Genomic DNA, 23,494 nt, shown 5'->3' on the forward strand with positions numbered 1-23,494 from the left:
CTCGGGTGTCAGGCGCCCGACTCGACGGGGCGTCCGGACTGCATCCACGCGGACGTCCCGCCCGCCACCGACACGGCGTTGATCCCCCGCGCATTCAGGTACTCCGCCGCCTGCAGGCTCCGGCCGCCGACCGCGCAGATCACGTAGACGACGTCGGCCTCCGGGATCTCGTCCACGCGCGCGACGAACTCGCTGAGCGGAATCAGTGTCACTCCCGGAACCCGGGCCTGGGCGTATTCGTCGGCCTCGCGCACGTCGATGACGGGGGCACCCGACGCCAACGCGCCGTCCAGGGCATTCAGGTCGACTTCGATCATTGCGTCTTCGCCTCTTCTCGTTCCGGCGCCGGTCCCGACGGGGGTCCGGGCGGCCTGTTGTACATCCGGCGCAGACGGTACGCGCCGTACACGACCAGTGCGATGACGGCCACGAAACCGAACCAGGGAATCAGCGCCCCGACGACCACGGCGCCGGCCGCGATCGCCGACAGCAGGGCGTTCCAGCCCGCGACGACGCCTTCCCAGAAGTTGTCCGGACCGGGACTGGGCGGCTCGACATCGGTGGAGGTGACGTCGACCATGAGTGTGGCCAGTGCCACCTGGTCGCTCAGCGTCCGCTTCTGGGCGGTGAGGCTGTCCAGTTCGCCCTGCCGCTCCGACAACGCTTTCTCGGCCTCGATCAGATCCGCGGTGTTCGCGGCCGACGTGATGAGCCCCTGCAGACGGGTGACGGACGCCGTCAATGCGTTGATCCGGGCGTCGAGATCCTGCGACTGCATCGTCACGTCGCTCTTCGTGACGCTGACGCTGGTGACCTTGCCCAGTTCCCGCAGATCGTCCAACGTCCGGGTGAGCGAGTCGGCGGGCACCCGGATGGTCAGGGAACTGCTGGCGTCCTGGTCGTCGGAGCCCGGCTGTTCGGTGAGCTGGTCGACGCGCCCGCCCAGATCGTCGACCTTGTCCACGATCTGCCTGCCGACGGCCACCGGGTCGTCCGCGGTGAGCGCGACCTGACCGGTGATGATCTCCTGGCGGTCGGTGGGGGCCTGGTCTTTCGCGGGCGCCTGCACTGCCCCGCCGATTTCCATCTGGCTCGAGTCCCCGGGCGACGGGGCGGGTGTCTGCTGGGAGGAGTCGCTGTCGATCTCACCACACCCCGCGAGCGTCAGCGTAGCCACGACGATCGCCGACAACACGTATCTCCTCATGACCAGATGCTAGCGGTGCGGGGCTCATCGGAAGTCCCTGGATTTGGCGGACACCCGCAAATCCATCAGCTGCAACCGATCCGCCACCACCGTCACCGCGCCTTCGGCGTTCTGCACCTTGCCGCGGACCAGCAGTGCGGGTGCCGTGTTGGCGAGTTTGCGGTACTTCGCCCACAACCCCACCGAACAGACGACGTTGACCATGCCGGTCTCGTCCTCGAGGTTGATGAACGTGACCCCCGCCGCCGTCGCCGGGCGCTGCCGGTGCGTCACCGCCCCACCCACCAGAACCCGGTCGCCGTCGGGAACGTCGAGCAGGTGCGCCGCCGGGATCACCCCGAGCGCATCGAGTTGCGGGCGCAGGAACTCGGTGGGATACGTGTCCGGTGACACCCCGGTGGCCCACACGTCCGCCGCGGCCAGTTCGAGATCGCTCATCCCCGGCAGGGTCGGCGCGCGGGTGGACGCCCCGATCCCCGGCAGCCGGTCGCGACGCTCTCCCGCCGCGGCGCCCGCCGCCCACAGCGCCTCCCGCCGGGACAACCCGAAACTGTCGAGAGCACCTGCGGTGGCCAGTGATTCGGCCTGTGCCGTGCTCAGTTCCACCCGGCCGGTGAGGTCGAGGAAGGACGTGTACGGCCCGCCGTCGCCGCGGGACTCGACGATCCGCTCGGCCAGCGCGGTCCCGATGTGCCGCACCTCCCCGAGCCCGAGCCGCACCTCCGTCCCGCCCGCCTCGACGGTGGCGTGCGCGAGGCTCGCATTGACGTCCGCGCCGTGCACCCGCACCCCGTGCCTGCGGGCGTCGGCCACCAGCGACTGCGGCGAGTAGAACCCCATCGGCTGCGCCCGCAGCAGACCGGCGCAGAACGCCGCCGGGTGATGCAGCTTGAACCACGACGAATAGAACACCAGGGCCGCGAAACTCTGCGAATGACTTTCGGGGAAACCGAAATTCGCGAAAGCGTACAGCTTCTCGTAGATCCGGTCGGCGACGTCCTCGCCGATTCCGTGCAGGTCCCGCATGCCCTGGTAGAGCCGCCCCCTCAGCCGTTCCATCTTCTCGGGCGACCGCTTGGACCCCATGGCCCGGCGGAGCTGGTCGGCCTCGGCCGGGCTGAAACCCGCCACGTCGACCGCCATCTGCATCAGCTGTTCCTGGAACAGCGGCACACCCAGCGTCCGCTTCAGCGCCTTCTCCAGAGACGGGTGGTCGTAGGTCACCGGTTCGAGCTTGTTGCGGCGGCGGATGTACGGGTGCACCGATCCGCCCTGGATCGGGCCGGGGCGGATGAGCGCCACCTCCACCACCAGGTCGTAGAAGTTCCGCGGTTTCAGCCTCGGCAGGGTGGCCATCTGGGCCCGCGACTCCACCTGGAACACCCCCACCGAGTCTGCCCGCTGCAGCATCTCGTAGACGGCCTCCTCGGAGAGGTCCAGCTGCGCCAGATCGACCTCGATCCCCTTGTGCTCGGCCACGAGGTCGATCATGTAGTGCAGCGCGGAGAGCATGCCGAGGCCCAGCATGTCGAATTTCACCAGACCCACCGCAGCGCAATCGTCCTTGTCCCACTGCAGAACACTGCGGTTCGCCATGCGCGCCCACTCCACCGGGCACACGTCGGCGATCGGCCGGTCGCAGATCACCATGCCACCCGAGTGGATGCCGAGGTGCCGCGGAAACCCCTCGATCTGAGCGGCCAGTTCGAGGACGGCGGGCGGGATGTCGGTGCCGGCCTCCTTCCCGATCCCACCCCAGCGGCTGACCTGCTTGCTCCACGCGTCCTGCTGCCCCTGCGAGAAACCCAGCGCCCGGGCCATGTCCCGGACCGAGGACTTTCCGCGGTATGTGATGACGTTCGCCACCTGCGCCGCGTACTGGCGTCCATACTTGGTGTAGACGTGCTGGATGGCCTCCTCCCGGCGGTCGGATTCGATGTCGACGTCGATGTCCGGGGGGCCGTCGCGTTCGGGTGAGAGGAAACGTTCGAACAGCAGCTTGTTGCGGACGGGATCCACGTTGGTGATGCCGATGGCGTAGCAGACGGCGGAGTTGGCCGCCGAACCCCTTCCCTGGCAGAGGATGTCGTTGTTCTTGCAGAACGACACGATGTCGTGGACCACCAGGAAGTAACCCGGGAAGTTCAGCCCGGTGATGATGTCCAGTTCGTGCTCGATCTGCCGGTAGGCCTCCGGCCGGTCCGCAGGCGCGCCGTAGCGGCGACGGGCCCCGTCCATCGTGAGCCTGCGCAGCCAGCCGGCCTCGGTGTGTCCGTCGGGAACGTCGAACGGGGGCAGTTGCGGCGCGATGAGCCGCAGGTCGAACGCACACTCCAGGCCGAGCTCCGCCGCACCGCGGACGGCGTCCGGGTACGCGGCGAAGAGGTGCGCCATCTCCTCACCGGACCGCAGGTGCGCTCCCCCGGCGGGCGCCAGGTGCCCGGCCGCGTCGTCGAGACTCTGCCGGGCCCGGACGGCGGCCATCGCCATGGCCAGTCTCCTTCGCGGCGGTCCCGCGAAGTGTGCCGCCGTGGACGCGATCACCCGAAGTCCGTGCTGCTGTGCGAGTTCGGCGAGGCAGGCGTTGCGCTCAGCGTCCTCCGCGACGCCGTGATGGGTGAGCTCCACCGTGACCCGGTCGGCCCCGAATCGGTCGATCAGGTCCCGGAGCCGGACGGCCGCGGCGTCCGGGCCGCCACCGGCCAGCGCCTGACGCACATGCCCCTTCCGGCAGCCGGTCAGGATCTGCCAGTGCCCGCCGGCGGCATCGGCGAGGCCGCCGAGGTCGTAGCGCAGCCTGCCCTTCTCCCCTCCCGCGAGATGCGCCGCCGCGATCTCCCGGGAGAGCCGCCGGTACCCCTCCTGGCCTCGCGCCAGCACCAGCAGGTGCGCGTCGTCCAACGTCAGTTCGGACCCGAACACGGTGCGCATGTTCAGTTCCTTCGCCGCCTCGGCGAACCGGACCACACCGTAGAACCCGTCGTGGTCGGTGAGCGCGATGGCCTCGAGACCGAGCCGGACGGCCTCCTCCACCAGCTCTTCCGGCGGGGAGGCGCCGTCGAGGAAGCTGAACGCCGAGTGCGCGTGCAGTTCGGCGTACGGCACGGTGGAACCGGAACGCTCCTGACGGCCCGCCCGGTACTCCCCCCGTTTACGCGACCATGCGGGACTGTCGCCGCCGTCGCCCGGATACATCGACTCCGGGTCGACCCGCCCCGGCCTGCCCGACAGGACGCGTTCCATCTCGGACCACGTCGGCGGACCGTTTCCCCAACCCATCTGATTACACCTCTTCTACCCGCGCACGTGCGTGCCGAGATCACAGAAGATGCCGCTGGGGAAGGCGCATCATTCGAACGGGAGTTCGAACACTGTCAGTGTGCCATCACCCTCACGGGACGGTCAACGCAGGTCACGTCACGAGCGCGGCCAGACCTCTCAGACGGTCCTCGGCAGGCCTTCGCGGGCAGCTCACGCACTTGCCCGAGCCGGGGGTCTCGTAGATCAGGCAGCACGACGCCCGTTGCGTGAACCGGCGCGACAGCGTCCCGGCCCGGACGTCGACGAACCGCGGGTCCGGCAGCACGACACCGGCGCGGCGAAGTGCGTCCACCAGACCCCGGGCGAAGATGCTGCCGCGGGCGCGGTCGCCGCACGCCGTTCCCGCGTCGAGGGCCCGGTTGGCGATCGAATCCGTGGTGATCGCCCACATCGCGGCGTGCCGCACCCCCGACACCGCGGCGAGCGCATCGACGATCGGCGTCAGTGCCGCGGCCATCTCGGCCGCGAGTTCGGACAGCCCCTCGGTGACCGGCAGCCCCGACGACGCGGTGATGCCCCCGAGGTACCCGTCGTCGCGGAGGAATGCCACGGCGTCGCCGAGCCCCGGGTGGGCGGCGACACCCGTGACGAGCGCGGTCGCGATCGGGATCCCGGTCAGCGTCGAGCTGGCCGAGTACCACCACAGGGTGCCGTTGACCCGGGGACCGTCGCTGCCCCACCGCGCCTCCGTGTCCGCGACCCGGTCCGCGAGCCAGCCGGGATCGGTCAGGCGCACGGCCGGGAACGAGGCTGCGCCGGGGTGTGCGATCTGGTCGGCGATCATCGGGACGCGGCGTGCGGTCAGCTCGTACGCGCGCCGCAGTTGCTCATCCATCGGCCAGCCCCAGGATCTCCATCGTCAGCCGCGGACTCGACCGCACGACGGCGCGGATGCCGAACACCCCGCCGAGCACGGTGTCGTCCAGGACGTCGGCGGGCGGACCGGTGCTGATCACCCGTCCATCGTGCAGCACGGCCAGGGTGTCGCAGTACTCCACGGCCAGCCGGAGGTCGTGCATGGTCACGACGATCGCGAGACCGTCGCGCGCGCGGTCGCGCAGCAGGTTCATCACCGTCAGCTGATGTCGCAGGTCGAGGTGGTTGGTGGGTTCGTCGAGCAGCAGGACCCGCGGCTGCTGCGCGAGAGCCCGGGCGATCGACACCCGCTGGCGTTCCCCACCGGACAGCGCCTGCACGTCGCGGCCGGCGAGTTCGGCCAGCCCCACCTGCCATATACACGTCTCCACGATTTCGCCGTCGACCCCGTTCGCCCGTTCGAACCAGCCCCGGTGCGGGACGCGTCCGAGCGACACGGATTCGCGCACGGTCAGTCCCGCGGACACCCGCGGTTCCTGGGTGCTCGCGCCGATCGTGCGGGCGAGTTCTCGTCTGCCCAGATCGGCGCTGTCCGTTCCGTCGACGACGACGGCGCCCGCGGTCGGGGTGAGCGCGCGGTAGCAGCAGCGCAGCGCCGTGGTCTTCCCGGAACCGTTGGGCCCGACCAGCGCCAGCACCTCACCGGGACGGACGGCGAGGTCGACGCCGTGCAGCACTTCCCGCGATCCGAGTTCGGCGCGGACCCGGTGCAGGCTCAGCGCGGTCACTCGGCCCTCCCGTACTGCCGGTACAGCATCCACACGAAGATCGGTGCTCCCACCAGGGCGGTGACGACGCCCACCGGGACCTCGATGCTCCGCGCGACCGACCTCGCGGCCGTGTCCGCCGCGACCATCGCGATCGCGCCGAGGAACGCGGCGACGGGCAGCAGCCTGACCGCGCGGGCACCCACGACGTACCCGGCCAGGTGCGGCACGAGCAGGCCGATGAAGCCGATGCCGCCGGCGACGGACACGGCCGCCCCTGCCAGCATCGACACCCCGAGCAACTGCACGACGCGGAAGCGCCGCACGTTCATCCCCAGGGCGGCGGCGCCGTCGTCTCCCGCCTGCAGCAGGTCGACACGGCTCGCGCTCAGCATCATCGCCGCCCCCACCGTCGCGAGTGCGAGAGCCGGGAAAATCACCGTCGACCAGCGTGAGTCGCCGAAACCGCCCGCCAGCCAGTGCATCACCGAACTCAGTTGGTGCTCGTCGGCGACGACCAGGATCGAGAAGGTGATGAGGGCGGAGAACACCTGCGCCGACGCGACACCGACGAGGATGACCGCGGTCGGCTGCGGATACCGGCCGCCGATCGCCAGTGACAGGAACAGCGGCACCATGGCGCCCAGGAACGCCGCGGCGGGAATCGTGAACACGCCGAGCGCTCCCACTCCGAGCCCGAGCACCGTCACCACCACCACGCCGAAACCCGCACCCGAGGACACGCCGAGCAGATACGGATCGGCCAGCGGATTACGTGTCACCGCCTGCGCCACGGCTCCTGCCAGGGCGAGCGCCGCCCCGACGACCGCGGCGGTCAGCGCCCGCGGCAACCGGGAGTCCAGCACGATCGATTCCCGGGCCTGCGACCACCAGGGCTCGAACGCACCCGGGGCCACCCGGTGCGCGACGATCGCCCAGACGTCGCCGACCGGGATGCGCACCGAACCGAACGACACCGCGAGGCCGAGGACGAACAGGGTCGTCAGGGCGAGCAGCATCATCAGGCCCGCGTAACCGAGGCGGGCGCGGACCGGGTGCGACACAGGCGCCGGGGGCGCCGCACGTTCGGCGGTCGTGGTCATCGCGCGCCGACGGCGTCCGGATGCAGCGCCCGCGCGATCGTCTCCACCGACCGCACCAGGCGCGGGCTCTCGAAGAAGTCGTCGAGCGGCACCACCACGAAACGGCCGGCTTTCACGGCGGGCGTCGTCGACATGATCGGGTGCGACTTCAGGAAGTCGATCTTCGCCTGCGCGCTCGTCGTGCCGTAGTCGAGGACGACGATCGCCTCCGGGGCGCGTTCACCGATGATCTCCCACGTGGACTTCGAATACGGCTTCTCCCCCTCCGCGAAGAGGTTGGCCGCACCCGCGTGGTCCGCGATGAGATGGCCGACACCCACACCGCCGATCGTCAGCGGAACGTCCTCGCCGGAATCGTAGAAGAACGTCGGAACCGGGGCGGTGCCTGCGATCTCGTCCCGCACGGCCTGCAACCCGGACGTCACCCGGTCGCTGACGGCGACTGCCTCGTCCGGGACGCCGAGGATCTCACCGAGCTGCGTGTAGTCGCTGCGCAGCAGTCCGATGTCGGGGAAGCCCTGCCCGCAGTACTCGGAGAACAGGAAGGTGGGGATGCCCTGTTCGCCGAGGGATTCGCGCGATCGTCCCTCCTTCTCGTCGAACGCGCTGCGCATGCCGCCGACCACCAGGTCGGGGTCGAGGTCGAGGATCTGTTCCCGGGTCGGGTATTCCTTCGCGAGTTTCGGGATCTTCGCGAAGGCATCCGCGAACTCCGGCAGCGGGGTCGCGTCGCCGTACCCCGTGCCGACGATGCGATCACCGGCCCCCATCTCGATCAGCACCTCGGTGACGTGATCGTTCATGCTGACGATGCGCTGCGGCGGCGCGTCGAACGTCTCCGTTCGCGCGCAGTTGGTGACGGACACCGGCTCGGCGAAGGATTCGGCGGAAGCGGTCTGCCCCACGGACTCCCCGCGCGAACATCCGGCGACCACCAGCGCGGCCACGGCGAGCGTGACCAGAGCGGAACTTCGGAACAACTGACAGTGCATGTAAACCTCATTGCGGCTCAGAGCCACGAATGAGAAGCCGGCAGACGCCCACGTGCAGGCGCGCCTGCGGGACTCCGCTTCGTAGACCACGACGAAAAGGATGTCGCACACCACACGCCGGGTAATCGGGCTCGCCACCGAAATGCTCTGGTGGCCTACCGTTGCGGGTCAGCGCCGGATTCGGACCGGCTTCCCCCGTGCGTGTGACTGCAAGTGCACTGCCGAGTATGCACGATTTGCCGGGACCAGCGTCACACCCCCACCGGCAATCCCTCGATCCGCACTACAGTCGGCAGTCGCAGCCGACCGCCCCCGATCACCCGGAGTTGACGCATGACACGTTGGGCCTCGACCGTTGTTTCACGCAAATGGTGGGTCCTGACCCTCGCCGTGTTCGCCGTTGTGGTGAGCGGCGTGTGGGGCACCGGTGTGTTCGCGAAGCTCAGCTCCGGCGGATTCATCGACCCCGGTAGCGAATCCGCCGAGGTGGCGCGAATCGTCGAGGACAATCTGGGTCCGCAAACGCCGGACATCATCGCCATCTACACCGCACCCGACGGGAAGACCCTCGACGACATCGGCCCCCAGATCACCGCGAGTCTCGACCGGTTCGCCGCCGAGGTGCCGACGTATTCGGTGACGTCGTACTGGACGGCGGACGCGACGAGGAAGCACCTGATGGTGTCGGAGGACGGCACCAAGGCGTCGGCCGCGATCACCGTCGACCCGGATGCCGGGATCACCGCCGCCACGTTCAACGATCTGCTGCCGAAGCTCGAGGTGGAGGGCGTCGACACCGAGTTCGCGGGCAACTCGGTGGTGGGTGTGGCGTTCAACAACCGGCTGCAGCAGGACCTGGTGCTGGCCGAGGCGATCGCGCTGCCGATCACTCTCGTGTTGCTGGTCTTCATCTTCGGCGGACTGGTCGCCGCCGCCGTTCCGGTGTTCGTCGGGCTGCTCTCGATCTTCAGCGCCCTCGCGACGCTGCGCCTGCTGACCCTGTTCACCGATGTCAGTTCGTTCGCGATCAATGTGGCGTCCCTGCTCGGCCTGGGGCTCGCGATCGACTACGGCCTGTTCATCGTCGGCCGTTTCCGCGAGGAACTGGAGTCCGGCGCCGACGTGGCCGAGGCGACCCGGCGCACCGTCCTGACCGCGGGTCGCACCGTGCTGTTCTCCGGTCTGCTTCTGGTGTGCGCGTTCTCGGGGATGCTGGTGTTTCCGCAGGACGTGATCAAGTCGCTCGGGTTCGGTGCGATGGCCGCGGTCGCGAGTGCGGCGCTGCTGTCCCTCACCGCGGTGCCCGCGCTGCTCGCGATCCTCGGTCACCGCATCAACGCGCTGAGCTGGCGCAAGGACGCGGCGCAGCGCGGTGAGGTGCGCGCCCGCAAGTTCTGGGGCTCCGTCGTCACCTGGGTGATGCGTCGGCCGGTCGCCATCGCGGTCGGAATCGTCGCGGGTCTGATGGTCCTGGCCGCGCCGCTGCTCACTGCGTCACTCGGCGAGGTCACGTATACGGCGCTGCCCGAGAACGATCCCGCCCGTATCGCCACCGACACCCTCACCACCGAATTTCCCACCACCGGGAACGGCGCCACCCTGATCCTCCGCGGCACCGACGGCACCGCACCGACCGCCGCCGACGGGGCCGCGGTGGCCCAGGCCGCCGGCCAGGTGCCGGGCATCGGCGCCGCCACCGTCGTCGCGTCCAACGGCGAACTGGTGGCGGTGCAGGCCGTCTACTCCGAGGGAGTGACCACCGACGACCAGAGCGCGGCGGTGGACGGTCTCCGCGCCATCTCCGTCCCCGAGGGAACCGAACTGCTCGTCGGCGGCGGCCAGGCGACCGTCGACGACGGCAACGCGGCGATCGTGCACTGGATGCCGGTCATGATCGCGATCATGGTGGGTTCGACGCTGGTCCTGCTGTTCCTGGCGTTCGGCTCGGTGGTGCTGCCGATCAAAGCGGTCGCGATGGCGGGGCTGAGTCTCGCCGCCACGTTCGGGGTGCTCACCTGGATCTTCGAGCTGGGACACGGCGCGGGCCTGCTCGGGGTCAGTCCGGCACCGCTCGAGGCGACGTTCGTGGTCCTCATTCTCGCCGTCGTCTTCGGCCTGTCCACCGACTACGAGGTGTTCCTGTTGTCGCGCATGGTCGAGGCGCACGAGGCGGGCGCGACGACGGAGGAAGCGGTGCGTTTCGGCACCGAGCGCACCGGCCGGATCGTGACGGCCGCCGCGCTGCTGCTCGTGGTGGTGACCGGGGCGTTCACGATCTCCGGTCTGTCGATCATGCGGTTCCTCGGCGTGGGCATGATCGTCGCGCTGCTCGTCGACGCGACGGTGGTCCGGATGCTCCTCGTTCCATCCCTGGTGAAGCTGATGGGCGAGGCCAACTGGTGGGCTCCGGCCTGGATGAAGAAGGTGCACGCCAAGGTGGGTCTCGGCCACTAGTAGCGTGTCGCTGCTTAGTTCCGGCCTGTTTTCGTTGCAAGGTTGTGGCGGCAGACTTCCCCTTCCCCTCTGCCGGTCAGGACTGTTGTCAATGCCTTCGCAGAAGAAGCGTCCGGTGACGTTGAGCTCGGCTGATCGTGAGTTCTTGGAACGGTTGACCACCACCGGGGTGCATCCGGCCTCGATGATCCGGCGGGCCCGGGTGTTGCTGGCACTGGACACCTCGGTCGGGGCGGTCGATGAGAAGAAGGTGATCGCAGCACGGTTGGGGGTCTCGGGTGAGACGGTGCGGCTGGTGGCCAAGCGGTTCGCTGAAACCGGTCAGGACGTGGAGGCCACGATCGGGCGCAAGCAGCGTGACCTGCCACCGGTGCCGTCGCAGATCACCGGGGAGGTCGAGGCCAGGTTGATTGCGTTGGCTTGCTCGACGCCGCCGGAGGGTCATGCCCGGTGGTCGCTGCGATTGCTGGAGAAGCACGTCGCCCTGGTCGAGGACATCCCAGACCTGGACCACTCGACCATCGGCCGGATTTTAAAAAAACGAAACTTCGTCCTCACCTGAAGAAGTGCTGGACCATCCCACCAAAAGCGAACGCGGAGTTCGCAGCCCGGATGGAAGATGTTCTGTCGGTCTACGCCCGCCCCCACGATCCCTCACGCCCGGTGGTGTGTATGGACGAGAAGCCCTACCAGTTGCTGGCCCATGCTCGCGACCCGATCCCTGCAGCCCCGGGCCGCGACCGGCGAGAGGATTCGGAGTACGTGCGGCACGGGACCTGCTCGATCTTCTGCTGGGTCGAGCCCCTGGCCGGCTGGAGGCGTGTCGATGCCCAGCCCCGGCGCACCAAGATCGACTGGGCCCGGCAGGTCAAAGAGCTTCTGTGCGTGGACTACCCGGACGCGGAGACAGTGGTGCTGGTGATGGACAACCTCAATACCCATGGCATCGGATCGCTCTACGAGGCCTTCGAGCCGGCCGAGGCGTTCGCGCTCGCGCAGCGACTCGAGATCCACCACACCCCCAAACACGGCTCGTGGCTAAACATTGCCGAGATCGAACTCTCGGTGCTGACCCGCCAGTGCCTGGACCGTCGCATCGAGGACCTCGAGACCCTGGGCGCCGAACTCGCCGCCTGGCAACGACAGACCAACGCCGATCAACGCCAGGTCCAGTGGCACTTCACCACCGACGACGCCCGCATCAAACTCCGCCACCTATATCCCAACACTTAGTGGCGACGGTCTACTAGTACATCATCTTACTTTGGAGTAAGTTCGGGGCATGGCCACCTACCTCGTCGCCGGCGGTACCGGATTCCTGGGTCGGCACGTGCTGCCCCTGATCCTCGACCGCGATGCATCAGCCGAGATCCACGTCCTCGTCCGGCGCGCGTCCGTCGCGCGACTGGAGGCACTCGTCGACAGCATGCCCGGCGGCGAACGCGTGCATCCGCTGATCGGTGATCTGACCGAGCCCGGCCTCGGACTCGGGTCCGCGCCCGCGGCCGACCACGTCCTGCACCTCGGCGCGATCTACGACCTCACGGCCGGCGACGAGCAGGCCGCCACGAACGTCGACGGCACCCGTTCTGTCATCGCGCTTGCCCGGGAACTGGATGCGACTCTCCACCACGTCTCCTCCATCGCCGTCGCGGGAGATCACGAGGGGCCGTTCAGGGAAACCGATTTCGATCTCGGCCAGAGCTTCCCCACCCCGTATCACCGCACCAAGTTCGAGGCCGAGAAACTGGTCCGCGACGCCGAGGGCCTGCGCACACGCATCTACCGCCCCGCCGCGGTGGTCGGCAGTTCGGTCACCGGCGAGATGGACAAGATCGACGGCCCGTACTATCTCTTCCCCGCCATCGCGGCGCTCGCGAAACTCCCCGCCGCGCTGCCCGTGGCCGTCCCGCGGATCGGCGCGACCAACGTCGTGCCCGTCGACTACATCGCTGCGGCCGTCGTGGAACTGATGACGGCGCCGGGACGGGACGGCCAGACGTTCCACCTCGTCAATCCGCGCCCCCAGCCGGTCCGGGAGATCTACGCCGCGCTCGCCGAGGCGGCAGGCGCACCGCACCCCGCGATCGGACTGCCCGGCGAACTCGTCCGCCCGTTCCTCACCCCCACCCCCGACTCCGCCCTCGACGCGGGCCGCAAGGCCGTGCTCGGCGCACTCGGCATCCCGCCGGTGCTCGTCGAGAACCTGACCCTGCCCACGGTGTTCGACGACCGCGACACCCGGGAGGCGCTGCGCGGCACCGGCATCGAGGTGCCGCCTTTCGCCTCGTACGCCGGCAGGCTGTGGTCGTACTGGCGCGAGAACCTCGACCCCGACCGGGCGCGCAGGCCCCACCCCGCCGGACCGCTCGTGGGCAGGCACGTCGTGATCACCGGGGCGTCGTCCGGGATCGGCCGGAGTTCCGCGATCGCGACGGCCCGCAAGGGCGCGAAGGTCATCCTGCTCGCCCGGCGCACCGCGGAACTCGACGCCGTCGTCGCGGAGATCCGCGCGGCGGGCGGCGAGGCCTACGGCTACCCCTGCGACATCACCGACGACGAGTCGGTCGAACACACCGTCAAAGCCGTTCTCGCCGAACACGATCACGTCGACATGCTCGTCAACAACGCGGGTCGTTCGATTCGCCGGGGGCTGTACCACTCCACGGACCGGTTCCACGATTTCGAACGGACCATGGCCGTCAACTACTTCGGCGCGGTCCGACTCGTTCTCGCCTTCCTCCCCCAGATGCGCGAGCGGCGGTTCGGCCACATCGTCAACATCAGCAGCGCCGGGGTCCAGGGCGCGACCCCGCGGTTCGCCGCCTACGTCGCCAGCAAATCGGCCCTCGACGGATTCACCGACGTCGCGGCATCCGAAACCCTCTCGGACGGAATCACGTTCACCACCATCCACATGCCGCTGGTCGAGACGCCGATGATCGCGCCCACCGGCCGGTACAACATCGGGCCGATCACGTCCCCGGAGAAGGCGGCCGCCATGGTCGTTCGTGCGCTGATCGAACGCCCCAAACGCATCGACGTCCCGACCGGCACGCTCGGTGAACTCGGCCACGTCTTCGCACCGGCGGTCAAGGACCGCGTGATGCACCAGATGTATCGCATGTTCCCCGATTCACCGGCCGCGAAGGGAACGAGCACGGACGACGCGACGCCGGCCCCTCGGCGCACGCCGGAACCCCGGCACCACACGTCGTCGGTGCTCGGCCGCGCCGCCCGGAAGGTCGGAAGGCTGGTGCCCGGCACCCACTGGTGACCGCCTCAGGGGGTGAGGGCGCGAACTCCGGTGGCAATGACGGGCCGCACCGGCTTCGGCGCCGCCCCGCAACTCGCCGGCCGCGGCGGCAGTTCCCACTCCTCGAGGTCGACGACCCAGCGACGCCCGTCGCGATGGGTGACAACCGAATTCGCGTCCACCGTCAGCTCGTCGGCGGTGGCGTCCACCAGATCGCGGACGGCGAGTTCCGCCACCTGCCCCTGGGTGTCCCAGCAACTGCGGCCGCGCAGCCCGGTCCGGTACACCTCGCCCCGGGCGGCGGCGCGGACCGCGTCGATGCTCTGCTGCACCGACAGCCGGCCGTACGTGTAGCCCGTCGGCAGCAGGATCAGCGACGGCGCGAAACGATGCCCGCCCGTGTGCGAGCACTCCCACACCGCGTCGCCGAACTCCGCGGTCAGACCGGCCGCGACCGGCCGCCCGAGCACGGCGCAGCACTGATCTCTCTTCCCGTGCGCGCACACCAGGGCGACGGGGTCCGTCACCGGCGTGCCCAGACCGGGTGCGGGCCCCGCGACCAGACCGAGGTCCAGGTCGAACAGGTCCTCCGGGTAGCCGATCTCGAGCCGCTCGCACCACGACCGCGTGGGGTGCGACTGTGCCAGCAGCACCGTTCGCCGATCCGGTGACGCGGTGCCGCGGCCAGGCCTCCGGATGAACATGATCCGCACCCCGGCGGCGTCGGCGCGGGCGTCGAGTTCGCGGGCCAGGTCCGTGCCGAGCGCCGCGCCGTCGAGCACGTCCCGGCCCCACGCTCCGGGGAATTCCAGGCACACCCAGCCCCTGACGTGCGCAGCGGTGCCCGCGAGGGGTTCGTCGGTCGCGGACAGCGCGGAGCAGGTGGCGGTGATCGTGTCAGGCACGCTGCCATTGTGTCAGTAGCGGAAATCGGTCAGTCGTGGAACTTCCTGCGCTCCGCCAGCTGCTGGACGAACTTCTCGATGCGGCGGGCACGCGTCTCCGGGCGTTTGGCGTCCTGCAGGCGGTAGTAGACGGCGTACCGGTTGTGGCTGTCGAGTGTCGCGTAGAAGGCCTCGGCCTCGGGATTCCGCGCGAGGGCGTCCGGGAAGTCCTGCGGCATCTCCGCCGCCTTCTGTCCTGCGTACGCGCGGTCCCAGCGGCCGTCCGCCCTGGCCCGCTCGACTTCGGCCACGCCCGCGGGCTCGAGGAGACCGGCCTCGGCGAGTTTCTCCGCGAACTCGCGGTTCCGCTTGGACCACGGACTCCGCGACGACCGCGGGGTGAACCGCTGCACGAAGAAGTCGTCGTCGACACGGCGCACCTGGCTGTCGATCCAGCCGTAGCACAGCGCGACCTCCAGAGCCCGGTCGTAGTCGATCGACGACTGCGCCGATCCCTTCTTGGCCATCTTCAGCCAGATACCGGGCGAGGAGGCGTGATGGGCGGCGAGCCACTCCCGGAACTCGGCCTGGCCGGTGAAGTACTCGACGCTCAACTCGGCAGCACCCATGCGCCTGAATCTAGCGGGAGAACAGCTTTCCCGCCCAGACCCTCACGAATCCCTGGGACAGGTACCCGAGCGCACCGAGCGCCAGCACCCATTTGGTGACGCTGACCGCGGTGGTGGCCCGCACGGTCGCGTCGGTGATGTGCTCACGGTGGGACAGCAGGTATAGCCCGACGACGTTCTCGGCGTAGTCGCCCGCCGCCGAGATCACCGGCACCGCCGCCAGCACCCTCCGCGTTCTCGGCGACAGCGGGGTCAGTTCCGCCAACCGCCGGGCGCCCGTGCGCAGCGCGACGGCGTAGATCAGCGGGTGGACGAAGTCCGGGTAGTAGTGGCTGCGGTAGCGCGCCGTGTCGGAGTCGGTCATTCCGTCGAGGATCGCCGTGTAGTCCCGGGCGGAGCGGGCCGTCTGGATCTCGGCGAGCCGGGGTGCCACGGGACCGAGCAGGCGGATGATGTTCGCCTGCGAGATCACGAATGCTGCGGACCAGCCGAGGAGTCTGCGGTCGAGTGCGGTGAGCGCCATGAGCAGATCCTGCCATTGCCACCGCGCAGTGTGTCTCAGCCGGCGGCCTCGGACATCGCCTTGGCGTCCTCCTCGCCGAACTTCTCCTCGAGCGCCTCGGGCGAGTAGTCCAGGTCGATCTCCTCGACCGGGCGTCCGCGCGCGGATTCGATCGCCCCCAGCCTGCGCTGCGCCCGGTCCGCGGCATACGCGATGAACTCCTGTTCGTCGAGCCCGTACGGCTGGACCTCGAATTGCTTGTTGACCCAGTCGATCATGCCCAGCGCCAACGGCATCAACTCCGCCATCCGCTCCTGGACCACGCCCCAGTTGCCGTCGTCGGCGGCGACGTGCCTGCGGCAGGTGAACGTCCCCCACGCCATGTGGCGTCGTTCGTCGTCGCCGATCCTGCGGACGAGTTCCTGCATTCCCGGCAGGATTCCGCGCGTCGTGCACACCTTCTGCCACGCGTAGTACCCGGTGAGCGCGAGACTGCCCTCGATGACGTGGTTGTAGGTGACGCTGGCCCGCACCTGATTGGCCGGGCTGGGATCGGTCTCGAGGACCTTCAGCGATCCCGGCAACTCCTCGTAGAACAACTGCCGGTAAAACGGGTTCTCGGCGACGAAGGGGTGCAGGTCCCGGGTCAGGCCCACCGCATCCATCCACAACCGGAACACCTGGGTGTGCTTGGCCTCCTCGAAACAGAACTGCGTCAGATACATCTCGTCGCCGAAACGCCCCTCGGCGGCCATCGCCTTCATGAACGGCTGGATGTCCTCGGTGACCGCTTCCTCACCGGCGATGAACTGCGCGACCAGATACGTGGAGTTGCGCTGCTGCTCCGAGTTCAGCCCCTCCCAGTCCTCCGCGTCCCGGCTGAAGTCGAGGTCCGTGGGGTTCCAGAACTTGGCGTTGCCCTTCGTAAACAGCCGCAACGGGAACGCGTCCCAGTTGAGTCCCCCGTCGCGGAGCGAGCTGAACCCTTGCCTGCCGGGCGCGTAGGGACGTCCGGGCGTGAGTGTCGACATCGTGGGTCCTTCTTCCTCGTTCCGAGCCCCCTCTTTCCGTTTCCACGCTAGTCCTGTCGAGGCCGCTGCGGTTTACATTTTCGGACTTTTTGTCAGCTCGCCTGGGGCTGCATCAGAAACGGCAGGACCTGCGCCGCGAACTCGCCGTACCGGTCGCGGTGAATGCTGTGCCCGCCGGGAAACACCACCACCCGGCACTTCGGTATCGCCGCGACCGCGGACTCGAGCTTGTGCGGGTCGACCATCCCGCCCGGTCCACCGCGCAGGATGAGCGTGTCGGCCTCGATGCCCGGCAATCGGTCCCACCACAACGGATCCGGGCGGCGGAACTGTTCGATCGCGGAGCCCGTCATCGACCGGTCGAAGGCGAACACGGCCCGCGGATGCCGGATGACGCTCGTCGTCGCGTGCCAGAGTTCCGGCAGCGACGGCAGCCGGTTCGCGAACACCTGTTCCGGGTCACCGGGACGCAACGGGAGCGGGGCCTCCTCGATCACCAGCCGGCGGACCAGTCCGGGTCGGGCCTGCGCCGCGAGCGACGCGGCATGACCGCCGAGCGAGTGCCCCACGAGATCCACCCTCGTCAGCCCCAGGTTGTCGCACACCTCCACCACGTCGGCGCCGAACTCCTCGAACTGGTACGACGCGGCGCGGGCACTGCGACCGTGCCCCCGCAGATCCGGGACGAGAACGCGTCGCCCGCGGGCGACGAGTGCGCGGGCGAATCTGTGCCAGGTGCCGCCGTCACCGCCCATCCCGTGCACCAGCACCACCGGCACGGGAGGGACGTCCGCCGACCCCGCCACCGACGGCTCACCGCTGTCCCGGTAGGCGATCTCGATGCCGGTGCGCGTCGGGGTAGTCCTGCTCGTCTCCACGAGAGTCCAGACTAGCGAGCACCGGCAACCCGGCCGCGGACTACCGGCCCGACCCGTACGGGCGGGTGATGATCTCCAGGTAGTGTCCGGACGGGTCGAGGAAGTAGACGCCCCGGCCGCCGTCGTTGGTGTTGATGGTGCCCGGCAGCGTCTGCCGCGGATCCGCCCAGTGGTCGAGACCCCACTCGACGATCAGGCCGTAGATCCGGTCGAAGTCGTCCTCCCCGACGAGGAACGCGTAGTGCTGCGGCTGGAATTCGATCGGTGGTTCCGCGAAGTCGAGAGACACCCCGTTGTCGAGGGCGACCGCCAGGAAATGTCCGGCGGGCACGGCGTCCGGCAGCCCGAACAGCGTGGTGAAGAAGGTCGCCGACTCCTGCTTGTCCTTGGCGGCGACGATGGTGTGGTTAAAGGAAATGGTCACATTCGACCCTTTCGGGATATGCCACGAGCCGACGACGCGACTGTGGCCGGCCTCCATGCCTGACGCTGTCCGCCACCGGCACGCGACCCTCTGCACAGCAAAGCATTTCGGACGGCCGGTCCGCAAGCAATGCCTGCGCGCGTCCTGTGTCACTCATGGAGGTGTCACTCGTAGATTCCCTCCACCGACCAGCGGCCTGCCGTGCAGATCACCAGCAGCGCCCGCGACTCCTCCAGCAGCACCTGCGCCCTGGCCGCCGTCCGCGCCGCCGGAGGGTCCCACCACCGCTCGTCCACCGGCCACGGTCCGGCCCATCCGCACACCGCCCACTCTCTGCTCCCCCACCGCAGCCGCGCGGGAGGCGCGCTGAACACACCACGTTCCGTGACCGTCACAGCGATACCCCGCTCGTCCGACATCCACACCTCCGGATACGCGGTCAGCACCGCGGCGGGCGCCGGTTCCGGCAACGTGCCCGGCCACGGCTCCGACGGATCGTTGCGAGGAATCAACTCGTCGCCCAACGGCAGCAACGTGATGCGCTCCGCCGGTCCCCGCCCACCGCTGAGGACCCCCACCTGCACGGCTTCCCCGCCGAGCAGGCCCTGCACCCGCACCAGGGCCCGCCGGGCCCGTTCGTCCTGGTCGCCGACCCCACCCCACAGCCCCAACTGCAGGGCGCCTGCCGCCACCACCTCCACCGGTTCGAGCCGCAGGACGGCGATACCGGCGGTGGGCCGCTTCTCGCTGCGCCCGGTCAGCCACCCGTCCAGCTGCCACCGCACCCGGTCCGCCGTCGCCTCGGGGGTCAGCGGTTCCGCGCACCTCCAGATCCGGGACAGTTGTTCACCGTTGCCGGTGCTCGCCGAGATCGACAGCCGGGTGCAGGCCACCGCGGCGTCCGACAGCGTGCGATGAAGCTTCTCCGCCAACGCCCGTCCCGCGAAGGCGGCGGCGTCGACCCGTTCGATGACGGGATCGCACCGTTCCTCGACATCCAGGTCCGGAGGCAGCGACCGCCCCGACGGGGGACGCTCCGGCTCACCGCGCGCGGCCCGATGCGCCAGCACCGCATCGGTTCCGAACCGCGACGCCACGTCGCCCGCCGACAGCGCGGCGAAACTACCGATTGTGCGCAACCCGAGCCGGTGCAGCAGATCGACCAGCTCCCCGCGATGCGGCGCCGCGAGGCTCGGCTCCGCGGCAAGTTCCCGCATCGGGAGCGGCGCCAGGAAGGCCGCCCCCTCGCCGGGTGGCACGAAAGTTGCTCTGCGCGCGGCGATCACGGCCGTGGACAGCTGATCAGCTATACCGACCTGACATTCCACCCCCACCGCCGACACCTGGTCCACCAGCCGTTCCGCGGCGGCCTCCTCCGAACCGAAATACCGGGCGACGCCGCGAGCGGACAGCACCACGAGACCGGGCCGCAACACCTCGACGCCGGGTGCCACCGCGTCGACGGCCGAGGCGACCGGCTCGAACAGTCGCGCGTCGCGGTCGGGATCGGCTGCCACCACATGCAACCGGGGGCACCGGGCCTGGGACTCGCGGCGGCGCAGACCTCGCCGCACCCCGTCCGCGCGGGCCGGTGCCGAGCAGGCGATCACCCGGTTGCCCGACGTCACCGCCACCGGATGGGTGGGCGGGAGATCCGCGGCGGCGGCCGCCGCGACCGCGGGCCAGTCGGGGCACCACAACGCCAGCACCCGGCTCACAGGCCCACCACCTCCACCGGATCCGGGAAGGGGACGTTCCCGAAGGACACCATCGGTTCCGGAGCACTCACCCATTCCACCCGGCCCTGCGCCGACCGCACGTCCAGCCGGGTGGTGCGCGGCTGGAACGACCGCCCCCGGGCGCACACTGCCAGGCTGAGGGACCGCAATCGCCCGCAGCCCCGGTCCTGAGATCCGTTGCCCAGCCCGGCATAACCGTGCACCCGCGCCTCCAGACGCATCTCCGCGCCGTCCCAGTGCCCGTCCGTGACGACCAGGGTCGCCCCCTTGCTCCGGGCGCGGGCCACCACCGCACGCGCCCGGGACGGCGCCACCGACGCCCCTCCCAGCCCGAGCACCACCAGGTCCATTCCGTCCAGCAGCACCGCGGCGATCTCCACCGGATCGGCGCCCGGGTCCGGGATCAGGGCCAGCCGTTCCAGTTGCGCGCCCATCTCGACCGCGGCCAGCACCCCGAGCCGGGGATGCCCGATCACCGCGACGTGACCGCCGCCCGCGGTCACGGACGCAACCAACCCCAGCAGGAGCGAGGTGGCACCCGACACCGACACCACCGAACCGCGCACCAGCCCGCCCCGGGGAAGGAGGCCTGCCAGCGCGGCCGGAACCGGAAGCACCCCGGCGGCGTGGGAATCGGGAGCCGCGGACGTGCCCGTCGCAGGAAATCCGCCCTCCACCGGGGCCCGGCTCGCCACCGATTCCCCGCGTGCGGGAACGGTGGCCATCCGTCGCCGGAGGTAGTCCAGACGCTCCTGCCGGGACAGCCCGGACAACTCGGGAGCCCCCGGCACCGGCAACCCCGGCTCGCCGGCCACTTCAACCAACTCGACACCCCTGACACTCGGCACCAACAGCGGTCGGCAACCACGGGGAAGACGCGGCTCGAACAAACGCTTTGTTCGAACGTATTTTCGAACCCGTTCTCAGTAAAGCGGGTCCGTGCAGGCCCGTCAAGTGGACCCCGAACGACCAGGTCAGGACGGCCGCGCGTCCCGTGTCCGCACAATCCTCTAACCTGAACGCGTGATGGAGCAGGAGCAGAGCGAAAGGGGCATCGGACCCGAATACCTGGTGGCCGGAAGGTACCGCCTGCGGTCCAAACTGGGCGGCGGCGGAATGGGCGCGGTCTGGCTCGCACGGGACACCCTGCTGCACCGCGACGTCGCCATCAAACAGGTCACCACGACAGCCGGACTCGACCCCGACGAGGCCCGCCGGGTCCGCGACCGCACCATGCGGGAAGGCCGCAACGCCGCCAAACTCGCGCACCGGCATTCCATCGCGATGTACGACGTGGCGCTCGAGGCCGGGGAGCCCTGGCTCGTCATGGAATACCTGCCGTCCCGCAGCCTCGCCCAGGCGATGAACATCGCCGACACCCTGCCCCCGCTCGAGGTCGCCCAGATCGGCGCGCAGGTGGCCGACGCGCTCACCGCCGCCCACGCCGCCGGGATCGTGCACCGGGACATCAAGCCGGGCAACATCCTCGTCGCCGACCGCGGCCGGGAACTCGGCACCGTCAAGATCAGCGACTTCGGTATCGCCCGGGCCAAGGGCGACTCCGCGGACACCGCGAACGGGGTCATCACCGGCACGCCCGCGTACTTCTCCCCCGAGGTCGCCCGCGGCCAGGACCCCACCGAGGCCAGCGACGTCTTCTCGCTCGGGTCCACGCTGTACACCGTCGTCGAAGGGCAGCCGCCGTTCGGGATCGACTCCGATTCCATCGCACTCCTGCACCGGGTCGCGAAGGCCGAGATCTACCGACCGAGCAAGGCCGGACCCCTCACCGACACGCTGCTGCATCTTCTCGAACCCGACCCGGCGCGTCGTCCGACGATGGCCGAGGCCCGCGACGCCCTGGCCCGGGTGGCCATGGCCGGGGACGGCAACGTCGCGCACCTCGTCGGCTCGCCCGTCTATTCCGCGGACGGCACCATCCCGGCGTGGGCTCACCGTTCGACACCGTTGCCCGACTCACGGCGCCGCGGCAAACTGGTCGGTTCCACGCAGGCCGGTCTGCCCGCCGTGCATCAGAGCACCCCGCTCAAAAACGTGCCGCGTCCGCTCGGCCGGTTGCAGTGGCCTCCGCGCCCGGCGAAACCCGCTCCGGGTTCGCCGGCCCCCACCGTCCGCGACCAGGTGGTCGCGTGGGCGCCGATCGCCATGGGTGTCATGGTCGCGATCCTGATCCTGGCCGTGCTCGTGGCCGTGATCGTCCTGCTCGCGCAGCCCTGACCCCCGGGGACGTCAGTCGATCCGCCTGCGGTGCGCCCACCTCGTGAGCGCATTCCGGTTGGACTGCTGCGTCTTCCGCAGCACGTTCGACGCATGCGTTTCGACCGTCTTCACCGAGATCACCAGTTCCTCGGCGATCTCGCGGTACGTGTAACCGCGGGCGAGGAGGCGCAGCACTTCCAGCTCCCGCGGCGTCAGCGAATCCAGCTCCGGATCCAGCTGCGGCTCAGGAGCATTGGAACGTCCGGTGAAGGAGTCCAGCACGAAACCCGCGAGCCGCGGACTGAACACGGCGTCACCGCCGGCGACCCTGCGGACGCCGTCGGCCAGCTCGGCTCCCGAGATCGTCTTGGTGACGTACCCGCGGGCGCCCGCGCGAATCACGGCGATCACGTCCTCGGCGGCGTCGGACACACTCAGCGCCAGGCACACCGGACCCGACTCGATGCCCCGCAGCACCGCGACACCGCCGCCGTCGGGCATGTGGACGTCGAGTAGGACGACGTGCGGCGAGGTGGCGTTGATCCCGGACACCGCCTCCGCGACACCGCCCGCCTCGCCCACCACCTCCATGTCCGCTTCCCTACCGAGCTCGGCGCGGACACCGGAGCGGAACACGGCATGATCGTCGACGAGAAAGACACGGTACGGGGGTGTTTCAGGCAAGGTCACTGCGGCTGTTCCTCGGCGTGGGCGGTAGTGTCACCCCACTGTAGAGCGTGTCGCACGATTCACCAGATCGCCGCACCACCGCGGGCATCCCGTCTTCGCCGTCCGTGGCGATATCCGATTCGACGATGGCAAAGACACTTCGGAACCAGGCCTTCACCAGATATCCGAAGCTCGGCCACGTTCCGTCCTCCGGCCGCACGACGCACAGACCCGTCATCCACTTGCCGAACGTCGCATGGAATCGCGCCTGGAATACGGTCCGGTGGGCGAAAGAGACGACGATCCACGCCGGTACCGCGGCGAGCCCCGCAGTCCCCCCGGCCACACTCGACGACGGCGTCGCCGAACCTCGGTGTGCCCACGGTCTCCTCCTGCACGTAGGAGCCGAGCATGCCGTTCATGCTGAGTGCCGTTCAGTGCACTCGGGTCGTCGGCCGACCAGTCCAGGGTGTCACCGAGTTCGTGGAACAACCCCGACAACTCACGCAACGCACCGTCCGCGCCGATCCACTCCTTCGCCATCGCGGTCTCGACGTCACCACTGACACCGGACAACGCCGACCGGATCGCGGCATCGGCCT

General features: G+C 69.5%; 22 protein-coding genes and 1 riboswitch. Of the genes, 5 read left to right on the plus strand and 17 right to left on the minus strand.

Going from position 1 to position 23,494, the window contains the following annotated elements; translation table 11 throughout:
* Window positions 1–8: 8 nt before the first annotated feature.
* The 7 genes from BLV94_RS13200 to BLV94_RS13230 all read right to left on the minus strand — a co-directional run bounded on the left by BLV94_RS13200 (window position 9) and on the right by BLV94_RS13230 (window position 8,206).
* Window positions 9–317 carry a rhodanese-like domain-containing protein gene (locus BLV94_RS13200; protein WP_072948971.1) on the minus strand — a complete coding sequence of 103 codons (309 nt, stop codon included), beginning with the start codon at window positions 315–317 and terminating at the stop codon, window positions 9–11.
* Window positions 314–1,207 carry a DUF4349 domain-containing protein gene (locus tag BLV94_RS13205; RefSeq protein ID WP_072948969.1) on the minus strand — a complete coding sequence of 298 codons (894 nt, stop codon included), beginning with the start codon at window positions 1,205–1,207 and terminating at the stop codon, window positions 314–316. The genes BLV94_RS13200 and BLV94_RS13205 overlap by 4 nt, the downstream gene beginning before the upstream one ends.
* 24 nt (window positions 1,208–1,231) lie before the next feature.
* Complete coding sequence (locus tag BLV94_RS13210; protein ID WP_072948967.1) at window positions 1,232–4,486, minus strand: error-prone DNA polymerase; 3,255 nt, start codon at window positions 4,484–4,486, stop codon at window positions 1,232–1,234.
* A 133-nt stretch (window positions 4,487–4,619) separates the two neighbouring features.
* On the minus strand, window positions 4,620–5,363 hold the full coding sequence (locus BLV94_RS13215; protein WP_072948965.1) for a (2Fe-2S)-binding protein: 744 nt from the start codon (window positions 5,361–5,363) through the stop codon (window positions 4,620–4,622).
* A complete protein-coding gene (locus BLV94_RS13220) occupies window positions 5,356–6,132 on the minus strand; it encodes an ABC transporter ATP-binding protein (RefSeq protein ID WP_072948963.1) in 777 nt (258 codons plus the stop codon). Before BLV94_RS13220 ends, BLV94_RS13215 begins: the two co-directional genes overlap by 8 nt.
* A complete protein-coding gene (locus tag BLV94_RS13225) occupies window positions 6,129–7,214 on the minus strand; it encodes a FecCD family ABC transporter permease (RefSeq protein WP_072948962.1) in 1,086 nt (361 codons plus the stop codon). Before BLV94_RS13225 ends, BLV94_RS13220 begins: the two co-directional genes overlap by 4 nt.
* Complete coding sequence (locus tag BLV94_RS13230) at window positions 7,211–8,206, minus strand: ABC transporter substrate-binding protein (RefSeq protein WP_072948987.1); 996 nt, start codon at window positions 8,204–8,206, stop codon at window positions 7,211–7,213. Before BLV94_RS13230 ends, BLV94_RS13225 begins: the two co-directional genes overlap by 4 nt.
* 99 nt (window positions 8,207–8,305) lie before the next feature.
* A riboswitch (cobalamin riboswitch) is annotated at window positions 8,306–8,446 on the minus strand.
* Window positions 8,447–8,539: 93 nt separating this feature from the next.
* On the opposite strand from BLV94_RS13230, the gene BLV94_RS13235 reads away from it, so the two are divergent.
* The 4 genes from BLV94_RS13235 to BLV94_RS13250 all read left to right on the plus strand — a co-directional run bounded on the left by BLV94_RS13235 (window position 8,540) and on the right by BLV94_RS13250 (window position 13,937).
* Window positions 8,540–10,660, plus strand: a complete 2,121-nt coding sequence (locus BLV94_RS13235) for an MMPL family transporter (protein WP_072948960.1) — start codon at window positions 8,540–8,542, stop codon at window positions 10,658–10,660.
* A 91-nt stretch (window positions 10,661–10,751) separates the two neighbouring features.
* Window positions 10,752–11,222 carry a helix-turn-helix domain-containing protein gene (locus BLV94_RS50000; RefSeq protein ID WP_072951821.1) on the plus strand — a complete coding sequence of 157 codons (471 nt, stop codon included), beginning with the start codon at window positions 10,752–10,754 and terminating at the stop codon, window positions 11,220–11,222.
* Window positions 11,111–11,893, plus strand: coding sequence for an IS630 family transposase (locus BLV94_RS48710; RefSeq protein WP_208613706.1), 783 nt, complete (start codon window positions 11,111–11,113; stop codon window positions 11,891–11,893). Before BLV94_RS50000 ends, BLV94_RS48710 begins: the two co-directional genes overlap by 112 nt.
* Window positions 11,894–11,942: 49 nt before the next feature.
* Window positions 11,943–13,937, plus strand: a complete 1,995-nt coding sequence (locus BLV94_RS13250) for an SDR family oxidoreductase (RefSeq protein WP_072945815.1) — start codon at window positions 11,943–11,945, stop codon at window positions 13,935–13,937.
* Between the two features lie 5 nt (window positions 13,938–13,942).
* On the opposite strand, the gene BLV94_RS13255 is transcribed toward BLV94_RS13250, so the two are convergent.
* The 8 genes from BLV94_RS13255 to BLV94_RS13290 form a co-directional block, all read right to left on the minus strand.
* The gene (locus BLV94_RS13255) at window positions 13,943–14,821 is read right to left on the minus strand and encodes a sucrase ferredoxin (RefSeq protein ID WP_072945812.1); all 879 of its coding nucleotides are present in this window, start codon (window positions 14,819–14,821) and stop codon (window positions 13,943–13,945) included.
* Window positions 14,822–14,850: 29 nt separating this feature from the next.
* Complete coding sequence (locus tag BLV94_RS13260) at window positions 14,851–15,429, minus strand: YdeI/OmpD-associated family protein (RefSeq protein ID WP_072945809.1); 579 nt, start codon at window positions 15,427–15,429, stop codon at window positions 14,851–14,853.
* A 10-nt stretch (window positions 15,430–15,439) separates the two neighbouring features.
* Complete coding sequence (locus BLV94_RS13265; RefSeq protein WP_072945807.1) at window positions 15,440–15,952, minus strand: hypothetical protein; 513 nt, start codon at window positions 15,950–15,952, stop codon at window positions 15,440–15,442.
* Between the two features lie 35 nt (window positions 15,953–15,987).
* Complete coding sequence (locus BLV94_RS13270) at window positions 15,988–16,962, minus strand: R2-like ligand-binding oxidase (protein WP_072945806.1); 975 nt, start codon at window positions 16,960–16,962, stop codon at window positions 15,988–15,990.
* 92 nt (window positions 16,963–17,054) lie between these two features.
* Window positions 17,055–17,840 carry an alpha/beta fold hydrolase gene (locus tag BLV94_RS13275; RefSeq protein ID WP_072945805.1) on the minus strand — a complete coding sequence of 262 codons (786 nt, stop codon included), beginning with the start codon at window positions 17,838–17,840 and terminating at the stop codon, window positions 17,055–17,057.
* Between the two features lie 40 nt (window positions 17,841–17,880).
* Window positions 17,881–18,264 (minus strand): VOC family protein, encoded by a 384-nt coding sequence (locus BLV94_RS13280; RefSeq protein WP_015889979.1) that lies wholly within the window; start codon window positions 18,262–18,264, stop codon window positions 17,881–17,883.
* A gap of 164 nt (window positions 18,265–18,428) precedes the next feature.
* The gene (locus tag BLV94_RS13285) at window positions 18,429–19,982 is read right to left on the minus strand and encodes a DNA polymerase Y family protein (protein ID WP_072945802.1); all 1,554 of its coding nucleotides are present in this window, start codon (window positions 19,980–19,982) and stop codon (window positions 18,429–18,431) included.
* Complete coding sequence (locus tag BLV94_RS13290) at window positions 19,979–20,818, minus strand: hypothetical protein (RefSeq protein ID WP_143051490.1); 840 nt, start codon at window positions 20,816–20,818, stop codon at window positions 19,979–19,981. The genes BLV94_RS13285 and BLV94_RS13290 overlap by 4 nt, the downstream gene beginning before the upstream one ends.
* A 211-nt stretch (window positions 20,819–21,029) precedes the next feature.
* Here BLV94_RS13290 and BLV94_RS13295 point away from each other — a divergent pair, with 211 nt between their 5' ends.
* Complete coding sequence (locus tag BLV94_RS13295; RefSeq protein WP_072945797.1) at window positions 21,030–22,241, plus strand: serine/threonine-protein kinase; 1,212 nt, start codon at window positions 21,030–21,032, stop codon at window positions 22,239–22,241.
* Between the two features lie 12 nt (window positions 22,242–22,253).
* Here the strand turns inward: BLV94_RS13295 and BLV94_RS13300 are convergent, their stop codons facing one another.
* Both BLV94_RS13300 and BLV94_RS13305 read right to left on the minus strand, forming a co-directional pair.
* A complete protein-coding gene (locus BLV94_RS13300; protein ID WP_015889975.1) occupies window positions 22,254–22,913 on the minus strand; it encodes a response regulator in 660 nt (219 codons plus the stop codon).
* Entirely contained in the window at window positions 22,900–23,238 is a 339-nt protein-coding gene (locus BLV94_RS13305) for an RDD family protein (RefSeq protein ID WP_244163586.1), read from the minus strand. Before BLV94_RS13305 ends, BLV94_RS13300 begins: the two co-directional genes overlap by 14 nt.
* Window positions 23,239–23,494 lie beyond the last annotated feature (256 nt).

The organism is Rhodococcus koreensis (assembly GCF_900105905.1).
GTDB lineage: Bacteria > Actinomycetota > Actinomycetes > Mycobacteriales > Mycobacteriaceae > Rhodococcus_F > Rhodococcus_F koreensis.